We start from the raw sequence: 12,052 nt of genomic DNA on the forward strand, positions 1-12,052 counted from the left end.
AGGACGGCGGCGCGAGAGCGCCGCCGTTTTTCATCCGCTCATTCGGTCAGGGTCACCGGGCTCAGGGTGACCTTCGCGTTGTTGGCCGCGCCCACCCGGTCCACATAGCCCTGCCCGCGCTGCAGCAGGTAGAAGCTGTCCAGGTAGTCGGTATCGTTGGCGAACCACGTGGTCGGCATCGCCTTGAGGATGGCGCCGGCAATATCGGCGACTACCGCGTATTCCGGCACGAACACACCGAGCGCGGCCTTGACGCCGTCGGTCAGTGCGACCAGCAGGTCCTGATAGTTGGTATCACCGTCATCCTCGAACAACTGGACGTTGGCCGCATCGAAGCGGTAGTTGCCCCAGATCACCAGCGGCTGGCCGGGGGCGTAATCGGTGTTGTCGTCATCCAGCCACGGCAGCGTGACGGTGGCCATCTCCGGCGCGGCCGCACCGACCTGCAACCCGGACACCACCGCGAACACTTCCGCGTCCCCAAGGGCCCAGGGCTCCTGGTCGTCGTTGAGGCGGATGCGGTCCAGCCGGGTCAGGTCCAGCGAGGCGCTGCCATCTGCGGCCACCGCGATGCGATCGGCCGACTGCAGCCCGCGCGCGCGCAGACCGGCGTTGACCAGGGCCATGCCCTCCTCGACCGCCTTGCGGGTGTCGATATCGACGATCAGCACCGGGAAGGCCGGGGCCACGCGGGCGTCCAGCAGATGGCTGCGGCCCTGGGGGTCGTAAGCGGTCAGCGTGGTCCAGCGGCGGTCATCGCCGGGTGGCAGTACCGCCACCCACAACTGCGCTGCCGGGACGTCGGCCAAACTGCCGCCCTTCGGCACATGGGCGCGGACCTGCAGCAGGTTGGCGCCGCTGGCTGGCAGGCCCTTGCGCAGCCGCAGCTGACGGTCCTGCGCAGCAAACGCGCGCGCTGCCTGCGTACCGCCCTGCGGATCGAACCGCGCCATGATCCGGGCCAGCGGCACGCCCTGGCCGGGGCGGTCGGCCAGCGCGCCGGTTACGGTCTCGGCAAAACCGGGTTGGGCGATCAGTGCCGCGACATCGCGGGCGGTGGCATCGGTGAGCGCCTGCACATCGGCGCGGGTGGACTGGGCGGTAGCGGTCGCGCTGACGAACACCAGCAGCGCGGCGGCACAGCATCGGAATAAACCCTGCGGTTTCATGCAACATCCTGTCTGAAGGCCGATTGCCATCGGCGGAGTTGCCAGCCGTGATGCCCCCAGCCATACGGTGGCGCATGGCCGAAGGTTACGGGGCAATCGCGTCAGCGACTGGTAACCAATCCACAGTTCGATGGCAACGCGAGGTTTCCTTCCCCGATCAGGCCCCGGCCATCCATTTCAGGATCAGGCCGGTGACATAGGCCAGTCCGGTACCGGTGGCGTAGCCCACGGTGCCGAGCAGCACGCCCACCGGCGCAAGCGAGGGATGGAACGCGGCGGCCACCACCGGGGCGGAGGCGGCCGCGCCGATGTTGCCCTGCGAACCGATGGCGAAGAAGAACAGCGGCGCGCGCAGCAGCTTGGCGGCGACCCACAGCACCAGGATGTGGGTGAGCATCCAGATCGCGCCGAGCGCGAACAACCACGGTCGATCCAGCAGCGACAACAAATCCATCTGCATGCCGATGCAGGCGATCAGGAAATACAGGAACACCGTGCCCAGCCGCGATGCACCGGCCGACTCCAGCCGCCGCGCGCGGGTGAAGCTCAGGCCCAGGCCGAGCGCGGTGGACAGCAGCACTACCCACACGAACGTGCTGTCCAGGCTGAACTGGCTGGCCCAGCCCACGTTCGCCTTGAACCAGCCGCTCAGCGGTGCGGCGATGGCGTGCGCCAGGCCGACACCACCCAGGGCGACACCGACGATCACCATCAGGTCGGTGAGGCTGGGAATCCGCGCGTTCTGCGCTTCGTAGGCTGAAATACGCGCCTTCATCTCATCGATGGCGCGGGTATCGGCGCCGTTGCGCGCGTCGATCTGCGGGGCGCGGTTGGCCAGGAACAGCAGCACCGCCATCCACAGGCTGGCACAGGCCACATCGACCACCGCGAACTGGCCGAAGGTGGTCGCATCGGTGCCGAACACTTCGCGCATCGCCACCATGTTGGCGCCGCCGCCGATCCAGCTGCCGGCCAGCGCGGCCATGCCTGCCCAGGTATCGCCGGCAACGGTTTCCGGATGGATCCAGGACATCAGCTGGAACGACACGATCGCCCCGAGCATGATGCCGAACGTACCGGCGCAGAACATCACCAGCAGTTTGGGGCCGAGTTTCATCACCCCCTTCAGGTCGATCGACAGCGTCAGCAGCACCAGCGCGGCGGGCAGCAGCACGTCGCGTGCGATCGGGTTGTACAGGGACGTGCGGTGGCCGTCGATGATGCCGGCGGTGTTGTAGATGGCCGGGATGAAGTAGCACAGCAGCAGCGCCGGCACCCAGGCGAAGATCTTTTTCAGCAGCGGGGTCGGCCCGCTCGCGGCCCAGAAGATCAGCGCGAGCGTGGCGGCGATCAGGCCGAGGCCGACGATGTCGTTGGTGATCAGGGCAGTACTGGTTTCGGTCGGCATGACGCCATCCTCTGTCGATCGAAGAAAAAAAAAGCGCCGCATGAAGCGGCGCCTTTCCAGAGGTTAACATCATCTTCACGCGATGCCACGTCGCGCCACCGCACCGGACAGGCCGGTTACGTCACCGCACGCGGAGGCGCACCGGGAAGCGACGCCCCCAGATCGAGGATCACCTTCGTGCCACGCGGTGCGCATGGTTCAATCTGCAGCGCCCATCCCAGGTGGTCGCAGAGCTTGGCGATCAGCTCCAGTCCGATCCCGCTCTGTTCGTTGCGATCCCCGCGCGCCATCCGCGCATGCACCGCGGCGATTTCTTCCGGACTCATGCCATGGCCGGGATCCTGCAGGGTAACCACCGCTTCACGCGACAGCTGGATGTGGATGGTGCCGCGGCCGCTGTTCTCGATCGCATTGCGCAGCAGGTTGCCGATGGCCGCCTGCACCACGCCCAGCGGCGCGATGATTTCCACCGGCGCCAGCCCGTCCACGTCGATGCGCAGGTCCTTGTCGCCCATCAGGTGGCGGTGGTCTTCGATGATGTCCGGCACCAGCTGGTCCAGCGCGATGCGCTCACCGAGCGCGACCAGCCGCGCCGGATCACGCGCCAGCACCAGCAGCAGCTGGATCAGCTGCTCCACGCCCTGCGCGGTGCGATGCACGCGCTGCATCTGCACGCGCGCGCGGTCCGGCAGCGCCGGCTGCCCCAGCGCCAGCTCAGCCGCGCCGGTGATCACCGCGATCGGCGTGCGCAGCTCGTGGCTGGTGGTGGTGATGAAGGCGCGCTCGCGCTCCACGAACTGCTCGTTGCGGGCCAGGTAGTCGTTGACCGCATCGGCAATCACGTACAGCTCCGAGCTGCCGCGCGGATCGACCGTTACCCGCTGCCCCGGCACGCCGGGCTTGAGGTGGTCGATGCGCGTGGCCAGCGAGCTCAGCGGACGCACCAGCCGACTGACGCCGAACGAGGCCATCAGTACGGTCACGATGATCATCACCACCCCGGCCAGCATCACCCAGCGCGTGGCGAATTCCTCCAGCTCGTGGAAGTCGTTGATGTCCAGCACCAGCGCCAGCCGGCCGAGGGTGTCGGTGTCGCGGATCATGACCGCGCTGGCGCGATCGTTGACCAGCACCCCGTCGTGCAGCCCCGGATGCAGCGTACGCAGGCTCTCGGGGACGCCCGCGCTGCCATCGATGGTGAACAGCCGCAGCGTGTCCGAGTCCTGCCAGCGGTAGTGCGGTTCGTGCTTGATGTGGTTGACGATGCTGTCCAGCTCGGAGTTGAGCAGCGCGCGCCAGGCCGAATGCTCGGCATGCTCGTGCACGTAGTTGCCGACGCTGAACACCGCGATCGAGATCATCGCCAGGTACGCCAGCAGCCACCACACCAGCCGGCGATGCAGGGGCGCGGGCTTACGCGGTTTCATCGCCGGATTCCGTGCCGATCAGGCCCAGCCGGTAGCCCACGCGCGGCAGCGTGTGGATCAGCTTCTGCGCGGAGGCGCCATCCACGCTGCGACGCAGTTCGTAGACATGCGAACGCAGCAGGTCGCCATCGGGTGGCTCATCGCCCCACAGGGCGAACTCCAGCTGCTGTCGGGTCACCGCCGCGGGGCTGGCGCGCATCAGCACTTCCAGCAGCTTGCGGCAGGCCGGATACAGGTGCAGCACCTTGCCGTCGCGATAGGCCTCCAGCGTGGCCAGGTCCAGCTTGAGATCGGCCACCTCCAGCACCTTGCGTGGATTGCGCCCATGCGCGCGCACCATCAGCGCTTCCAGGCGCACTTCCAGTTCGGGCAGCGCGAAGGGCTTGGTCAGGTAGTCGTCGGCGCCGGCACGGAACCCGGCAATTTTGTCCGGCAGCTCATCGCGCGCGGTGAGCATGATCACCGGCACTTCCGACCCGTGTTCGGCACGCAGGCGGCGCAGTACTTCCGGACCCTCCATGCGCGGCAGCATCCAGTCCAGGATGACCGCATCGTAGGCATGGCTCGCGGCCAGATGCAGGCCGGTAACGCCGTCGGGCGCGACATCCAGCACGTGGCCCAGCGACTCGAAATAGTCGAACAGGTTGGCGACCAGCTGGCGGTTGTCTTCAATGACCAGGAGCCGCATGGCAGACTCTCGAGAACGGATCGGCGCATGGTAGCCCGATCCATGTCGGAATCCGGTCGCAATGGGCCGGTTTCGACGCTTTTCCTACGCTGTCGGGGCGACAGTGGCGGTTTTGCCGAAGGGTCCTGACATGTCCGACGCGTTGTTGCTGCGCCATCGCTGGCGCGTCCTGGTCTGTGTGGGCATCGTACTGGCCCTGCTGGCCGGTATCGGCATGCGCCAACCCTCACCGCCGGACGAGCCGCGCTTCGTGCTGGCCGCACGCGCGATGGTGGACAGCGGCAACTGGCTGCTGCCGCATCGGGGCAGCGAGCTGTACGCCGAGAAGCCGCCGGTGTTCATGTGGATGCAGGCCGCCAGCCACACGGTGTTCGGCGGCTGGAACCTGGCCTTCCTGGTGCCCTCGCTGCTGGCCGGCCTGCTGACCCTGTGGCTGACCTGGGACCTGGCGCGACGGCTGTGGAACCGGCGGGTCGCGTGGTGGGCGGTGCTCGCCTTGTTCAGTTGCCTGCAGTTCGGCCTGATGGCCAAGCGCGCGCAGATCGACATGGTGCTGGTGGCGATGACCACGCTGGCGATGTGGGGCATGTTGCGACACCTGCTGGAGGGCCGCAACCTGGGGGCACTGTGGCTGGCCGGCTTCGCCGCCGGGCTGGGCACGGTGACCAAGGGCGTGGGCTTCCTGCCGCTGCTGGTGTTGCTGCCGTGGGCGCTGTGGCGCTGGCGCAGCCGCGATCAGCCGCGCCCGCCTGGCGCGGCAAGCGCGCGCAGCCTGTGGTGGCTGCTGCCGGCGTTCCTGCTCGGCACCGCCGTATGGCTGGCACCACTGGGCATCGCGTTGTTGAACGATCCCGAGCCGAGCCTGCAGGCCTACGCACGCGAGCTGCTGTTCAAGCAGACCGGCACCCGTTATGCCAACGCCTGGCACCACGTGCAGCCGGCCTGGTATTACCTGCAGGTGATCGCCACGTTGTGGCTGCCCGGCAGCCTGTTGCTGCCCGCGCTGGTCCCCGCCTGGTGGCGACGCCTCAAGCGCCTGGATGGCCGCTATTGGCTGTTGCTGGGCTGGTCGCTGCTGGTGCTGGTGTTCTTCAGCGCCAGCCCCGGCAAGCGCGAGGTCTATATCTTCCCGATGCTGCCGCTGCTGTGCGTGGCTGCCGCGCCGTTGTTGCCGGGGCTGTTGCGTCGCACAGGCACGCGCTGGCTGCTGCTGGCCTACGTCGCCCTGCTCGCGCTGGCCGCGGTGTACATCGGCACGCAGCTGCTCAGTGGCAGTGCGTGGGCCCACGCGCAGCTGGCACGGCGCGAGATGCCCGACAGCCTGCTGCCGCTGCTGGGCGGCTGGATGCTGGGTTTCGGCGTGGTGCTGATCGGCGCGATGGGCTGGTTGCGTCAGCGCCGCGCGGGCGCACTTGTCGTGCTCACCGCGTTTCTGCTGTGGAATCTGTACGGCTGGGGGCTGATGCCCGCGCTGGATCCCTACAGTTCGGCATCGGCCCTGATGCAGCGGGTCGGCCAGCGGATCGGCCCGGATGGGGAGCTGGGCCTGCTCGCCTGGCGCGAGCAGAACCTGCTGCAGGCCGATCGCACGGTCACCGAATTCGGCTTCAAGCGGCCGTGGGATGCGCAGTGGCAGGATGCCGGGCCGTGGCTTGCAGCGGCACCGCGGACGCGCTGGCTGCTGGTCCTGGACCAGGCCATGAGCCCCTGCATGGACCGCGCGCAGCTGATCGAGATTGGCAGCAGCAACCGCAACCGCTGGCAACTGGTGCCCGGCACCGCGTGGCGTGTCGATTGCCATTCGCATCTGCAGGGCGATGCGGTATCGGCAGACGAGCAGGACTGAACGCATGGTGCACATGGCCCTCATTTAACCTGTGACCAACACCGCTCCGACTGCTCTCCGACACGCCGCTGACGACCATGGCCGCGAATCAATTCGCCTCCGAATCGTCCATGCCCTCAGCGTCCGCCGTTCCTTTCACCCGGTCCCACGTGGGCCCCGCCCCGGTCGCGCACTTCCTGCGCGGCCATCTGTGGCTGCCGCTGCTGGCGACCCTGCTGGCCAGCACGCTGTTGATGAGCGCCGGTGGCGACCAGTGGCTGGCCGATCAGTTCTATCGACTCGAAGGCAACCACTGGGCGCTGCAGAATGCGTGGGTCACCAGCCATCTGGTGCACAAGGTCGGCAAGTGGACCAGCACCGCAGCGGCCCTGCTGGCGATCGTGCTGTGCACCCATGCCTGGCGCAGCGAACGCGCCGCCGCGTGGCGCTGGCCGCTGCTGTACCTGGTGCTGGCGGTGGCGCTGGGCACCGGCGTGGTCTCGCTGCTCAAGTCGGTGACCAACATGGATTGCCCCTGGGACCTGGCCCGCTATGGCGGTGCGCGCGAGTACATCGGCCTGTTCGCTTCACGTCCACACGACATGGCGCGTGGCATCTGTTTTCCTGCCGGCCATTCCAGCGCGGGATACGCATGGATCAGCCTGTACTTCTTCGCGCTGATGGTGCGCCCCGCCTGGCGTTGGCGTGGACTGGCGGTCGGGTTGGTGGCTGGTGGCGTGTTCGGGTTGTCCCAGCAGCTGCGTGGCGCGCACTTCCTGTCGCATGATCTGTGGACGCTGGCCACCTGCTGGCTGGTGTCGTTGCTGCTGTATCTGGCGGTGCAGCCGCTGCTGAAGCGATCGCGCAGTACCCAACCGGCAATGCCACAGGGAGAGAGGGCATGAGTGCATCGGTACCCCGCACGACGCGTTTCAGTGAGCTGGCACGCTGGCGCAGCTGGCGGCCGCAGCTGTCCACCGAAGCGCTGATCGCGCTTGCCAGCCTGTTCTTCGCGGTGGCCTGCAACGGCCTGTTCTGGCACAGCGCGATGGCCACCCATCCGGGCAGCATCCGCTTTGCGATCTCGCTGCTGCTGTTCCTGGTGGGCGCACACTGCCTGCTGATGGGCCTGCTGGTGTGGCGCTGGAATGCCAAGGTGGTGGTGGGTCTGCTGCTGCTGGGCACCGCGATGGCGGCCCATTACATGGGCAGCTACCACATCTACCTGGATGCGGACATGCTGCGCAACGTGCTGGCGACCGACCACAAGGAAAGCCGCGAGCTGATGACCCCGGCACTGATCGCGCCGCTGTTGTTGCTCGCGCTGCTGCCGATGCTGGTGCTGTGGCGCGTGCAGCTGGTCAAGCGCAGCTGGGGCAAGGCGTTGTTGTGGCGTGCCGGTTTCCTGCTGCTGTCGGCGGTGGTTGCCTTCGGCGGGGCCATGCTGTCCTTCCAGGAGATGTCCTCGCTGATGCGCAACCAGCGCGAGGTGCGGTACCTGGCCACGCCTGGCAACTTCCTGCTGGGCCTGCCCAAGGCGCTGCGCGGTGACAACCCGATCCAGCGCGCGCCCAAGCTGCCGATCGGCACCGATGCCAAGGCCACCCCGCGCGCGGCCGGCAGCCGCCCACGCCTGCTGGTGATCGTGATGGGCGAAACCGCCCGCGCGCAGAACTGGGGCCTCAACGGCTACGCCAAGCAGACCACGCCGGAACTTGCCCAAGCCAGCGTGATCAATTTCCCGGACATGCACTCCTGCGGCACCAGCACCGAGGTATCGCTGCCGTGCCTGTTCTCGCCGTATGGCCGTCACGACTACGACGAAAAGAAGATCCGCGCGCACCAGTCGCTGCTGCATGTGCTGGAGTACGCCGGCATCAAGACCCTGTGGCGCGACAACCAATCCGGGTGCAAGGGCGTCTGCGAAAGCCTGGCGATGCAGCCGCTGGATGATGCGAAGAACCCGCAGCTGTGCGCCAACGGCCGCTGCATGGACGAAATCCTGATCGACGACCTGGCCACCCAGGTGCGCGCCCAGCCGGGCGACCGGGTGGTGGTGCTGCATCAGCTGGGCAACCATGGCCCGAGCTATTTCGAACGCTATCCGGCCCGCTTCCGCCGCTTCACCCCCACCTGCGACACCGCCGACCTGGGCAAGTGCAGCCGCGAGCAGATCACCAACAGCTACGACAATGCGTTGCTGTACACCGACCATCTGCTCAGCCGTACGATCGGCACGCTGCAGGGCATGGACGACTACGACACGGCGATGATCTACCTGTCCGACCACGGCGAGTCGCTGGGCGAAAAGGGGCTGTACCTGCACGGCGTTCCCTATGCGATCGCCCCGCAGGAGCAGACCCGGGTGCCGATGACGATGTGGTTCTCGCCCTCGTTCGCGGCCAACCGCGGGCTCAACCTGGCCTGCGTGCGCGAGCGCGCGGGCAAGTACACCGACCACGACAACCTGTTCCCGTCGGTACTGGGGCTGATGCAGGTAAAAACCAGCCTCTACGAGCGCGACCGCGACGTCTTCGCTGCCTGCGAACGTTGAAGGAACGCCGAAGCGGAGTGCCGGCTACGCGATGCTCCGAGTTGGGCGAGCAGCGCAGGGGGAGTGTCAGAATTTTTGTGTACGGGCATAACATGTTGAAAAGGAACATTCATGCCGACCAATAAGAAGCCCGAAAAAGCCCGCCCCTGGTTTCTATCCCAAGCTGCCGAAGGAGCTGTTGGACTTGCTGCCCGATGGCGTGATGACCGCCGGCCGAGGAGATCACCGGCACGCTGAAGAAAGCGCTGATGAGCGCGCCCTCGGGGACTAATTGAGCCACCACTTCGGCTATGGGCGCGCGAGGAGCGTCCATCGGAGACGTACAACCGGCGCAATGGCACGAGCAAGAAGACTGTGCTGACCAACGATTGCCCGGTGCGGCTGGACATTCCACCAGATCGGTTGTCCAGCTTCGAGCCGATTTTGATCCTCAAACACGAGCGTCGGTTTACCGGCTTTGATGACAGGATCATTGCGATGTACGCCCGCGGGATGAGCGTGCGTGATATTCGCGCCTTCCTGTCCGAGCAGTACGGGACGGAGGTATCGGCTGATTTCATCAGCTCGGTGACCGGTGAGGTGCCTGAGGAGGTAATGCTGTGGCAGAAGCGACGGCTGGAGCAGATGTATCCGGTGGTCTTTTTTGATGACCTGCGGATCAAGGTTCGCGACGAAGGCGTGGTGCGCAACAAGGCGGTGTACCTGGCTCTGGGCGTCCAAGCCGACGGCAGCCGGGACATCCAGGGGATCTGGATCGAAACCACACAAGGTGCCAAGTTCTGGATGAAGGTCTTCAGCCACCTCAAGACCCGAGGGGTCGATGACATCCTGATCGCAGTGACCGACGGCTTGAAAGGCATGCCTGGGGCTCTGGCGGCGGTGTATCCAGCCACTATCTTCCAGACGTGTGTTGTTCACCTGATCCGCAACAGCCTGGATTTCGCCAACGGGAAGGACCGCAAATCGCTTGCGATGGCACTCAAGCCAATCTCTACCAAGCCGCTAGCTTGGACGATGCAGAATATGCGCTGGATGCGTTTGAAGAGGATCCGCTAGGCCGGCGCTACCCAATGGTGGCGCAGGCCTAGCGACGCGCATGGGACCGGGTGATTCCGTTCTTTGCCTTCCCGCGGCCATCCGCCGCGTCGTCTACACCACCAATGCCATCGAAAGCGTCAACACACGGTTGCGAAAGGTCATTAAGCCGCGAGGCCATTTCCCTACCGACGATGCTGCCATGAAGCCGATCTGGCTAGGGATACGCAACATCACCAGCAAATGGCGAGGTACCAGTCATAGCTGGAAAGAGGCGATTGCCCAGCTGAACTACTGAGAGCCTCAATCGCCCGGACAAAAAAAATAATCTGACACTCTCGTACAACCGCTTTCGAGGCGACGCTCAGCCCTGAAACGACCCTTGCCCTCACCACACAACATGGCTGCGATAGTGCACAGCGCACATTTCGTCGCGGGCAAAGCAACACCTGACTTCACGGCAAGAGTTTCCCTACATACCGCAACAATTGCCGCGTCGAAAATAATCACCCCGCACCAAGCCACCGAAGAGCACCCAGCTTCGGTGCACATGCAACTGGATGGATGAAATGAAACGTCGCGCTTTAATATTTACGATAGCAGGCATCGTAGCGATCGCATTCATTGCCGCCATTGCGCATAGGCTACAAAACCGCTCATCACCGCCCCCCACCCTGAGCGTGATGCCGGCCGGCGAATCGTTAGATCGGTATTGGGTGCAGGACGGACCATCCACAGCCGGACATACCTCAGATCCCAAGCATGTACCACGCGCGGCCAGCAATCCGTTCCCTGAAGTCCCCAGATCAAGAGACGCGATCCAGCTCACAGACGACCCGTTCGACGGGCGGACCGATGCCGAACGACGATGGCTGGACAAGCATGGATATCCGAACACATTGCAATGGAATGCCTACAACCTGGCGTCCGACGGACTGCTTGAACAGACCGCTCAGTCCGGCGACCGGACCGCACAGACACTACTGGACGCGCGACGGCTGCCCGACAAGGAAGCGCTGGATCGACTCATGCTCTCTGCGGTGGACGGAAACATGTTCGCACTGCAAATGGTGGCTTCGCATTATGCATCGACCGGGAAGGCTGGGAACTCGAATGCATATGCGATCTCACGTGTACTGGAAATGAGAGGCGATCCATCGGCCGCGGTCAGCCGGGAGCTCATGTTCAACCCCCCGCTGGAACTCGACGAAAGAATGCATGGCGAAGCAGAGGCATTGCAACTCAACGCCACGCTCAATGATATCTACCAACAAAAGTACGAATCCCATTTTCAACCTGACCTCAGGCCGTTCCCTATAGAACCAGGAAAATAATCTCAATGAAGAAGCGAAGAATAAACGCCAAGCTAGCGTATGCCACCTTGGGGCTTGCGGGCGTGGGCATTGCGTGCACCGTGCTACCGATGCTCCCTTTCACAATTTCGGTATCCCAGTCCGACATCGCCAATGCAGTGAGGGCAGGTGTATCAAAGTCCCAAGCACCAAACGCTGCGTTCCTCAAGAATCTGGACGCTGCGGGTGAAAAAGTAATGGGTGCCGCAGCTTGGCGCGAGACTAGCTTTGTTGGCAACGTCAGGTATTCGAGTCTGGCAGAGGCGCCATGCCAACCACCAGGAAGCGCTGATGGACATCACCCACGACATCGTCGCGTTTTATAACACCAAGCGGCTGCATTCGACGCTCGGCTACCGATCACCGGCCGACTACGAAAAGGCGGTCGCCTAAACGCCCTATCGCAGTGGCCACGAAGACTTGACCACGACAGTTGGCGGGACCGGTCATACGCCATGGATGGCGTATGACGAGCCTAAAAGGACGTACTTGCGGCGTGTCCCGCCAACCCACCCGCACCCACCCGCCCCCGCAGCACTGACGCACCGCCGTTGCCGTTGCAGTAGATCTTCGTTTCAGACCCGGCGTGCCCCC

8 protein-coding genes and 2 pseudogenes are annotated in these 12,052 nt (G+C 65.0%); 6 read left to right on the forward strand and 4 right to left on the reverse strand.

The window, feature by feature from the left end; all coding sequences use genetic code 11:
- Positions 1–38 precede the first annotated feature (38 nt).
- From RTO53_RS03900 to RTO53_RS03915, 4 genes are all read right to left on the reverse strand, one after another.
- Complete coding sequence (locus RTO53_RS03900) at positions 39–1,169, reverse strand: DUF3103 family protein (RefSeq protein ID WP_312236568.1); 1,131 nt, start codon at positions 1,167–1,169, stop codon at positions 39–41.
- 157 nt (positions 1,170–1,326) lie between these two features.
- Positions 1,327–2,577, reverse strand: coding sequence for a DUF819 family protein (locus RTO53_RS03905; RefSeq protein WP_312236569.1), 1,251 nt, complete (start codon positions 2,575–2,577; stop codon positions 1,327–1,329).
- A gap of 116 nt (positions 2,578–2,693) precedes the next feature.
- A complete protein-coding gene (locus tag RTO53_RS03910) occupies positions 2,694–4,004 on the reverse strand; it encodes a HAMP domain-containing sensor histidine kinase (RefSeq protein WP_312236570.1) in 1,311 nt (436 codons plus the stop codon).
- Positions 3,991–4,692: a response regulator transcription factor gene (locus RTO53_RS03915; protein ID WP_312236571.1), complete on the reverse strand. Its 702-nt coding sequence runs from the start codon at positions 4,690–4,692 to the stop codon at positions 3,991–3,993. The genes RTO53_RS03910 and RTO53_RS03915 overlap by 14 nt, the downstream gene beginning before the upstream one ends.
- A 130-nt stretch (positions 4,693–4,822) precedes the next feature.
- On the opposite strand from RTO53_RS03915, the gene RTO53_RS03920 reads away from it, so the two are divergent.
- From RTO53_RS03920 to RTO53_RS03945, 6 genes and pseudogenes are all read left to right on the forward strand, one after another.
- Positions 4,823–6,538 (forward strand): glycosyltransferase family 39 protein, encoded by a 1,716-nt coding sequence (locus RTO53_RS03920; RefSeq protein ID WP_312236572.1) that lies wholly within the window; start codon positions 4,823–4,825, stop codon positions 6,536–6,538.
- 233 nt (positions 6,539–6,771) lie between these two features.
- The gene (locus RTO53_RS03925; RefSeq protein WP_312236576.1) at positions 6,772–7,422 is read left to right on the forward strand and encodes a phosphatase PAP2 family protein; all 651 of its coding nucleotides are present in this window, start codon (positions 6,772–6,774) and stop codon (positions 7,420–7,422) included.
- Positions 7,419–9,071: a phosphoethanolamine--lipid A transferase gene (locus tag RTO53_RS03930; protein ID WP_312236573.1), complete on the forward strand. Its 1,653-nt coding sequence runs from the start codon at positions 7,419–7,421 to the stop codon at positions 9,069–9,071. The genes RTO53_RS03925 and RTO53_RS03930 overlap by 4 nt, the downstream gene beginning before the upstream one ends.
- Before the next feature lie 175 nt (positions 9,072–9,246).
- Positions 9,247–10,404: pseudogene (locus tag RTO53_RS03935) on the forward strand (IS256 family transposase).
- A gap of 271 nt (positions 10,405–10,675) precedes the next feature.
- Positions 10,676–11,440, forward strand: a complete 765-nt coding sequence (locus RTO53_RS03940) for a hypothetical protein (protein ID WP_312236574.1) — start codon at positions 10,676–10,678, stop codon at positions 11,438–11,440.
- Between the two features lie 267 nt (positions 11,441–11,707).
- Positions 11,708–11,851 (forward strand): annotated as a pseudogene (locus tag RTO53_RS03945) (IS3 family transposase); the annotation flags it as partial.
- Positions 11,852–12,052: the final 201 nt, after the last annotated feature.

The sequence above is a fragment of the Stenotrophomonas sp. genome, from assembly GCF_031995405.1.
Taxonomy (GTDB): Bacteria; Pseudomonadota; Gammaproteobacteria; order Xanthomonadales; family Xanthomonadaceae; genus Stenotrophomonas.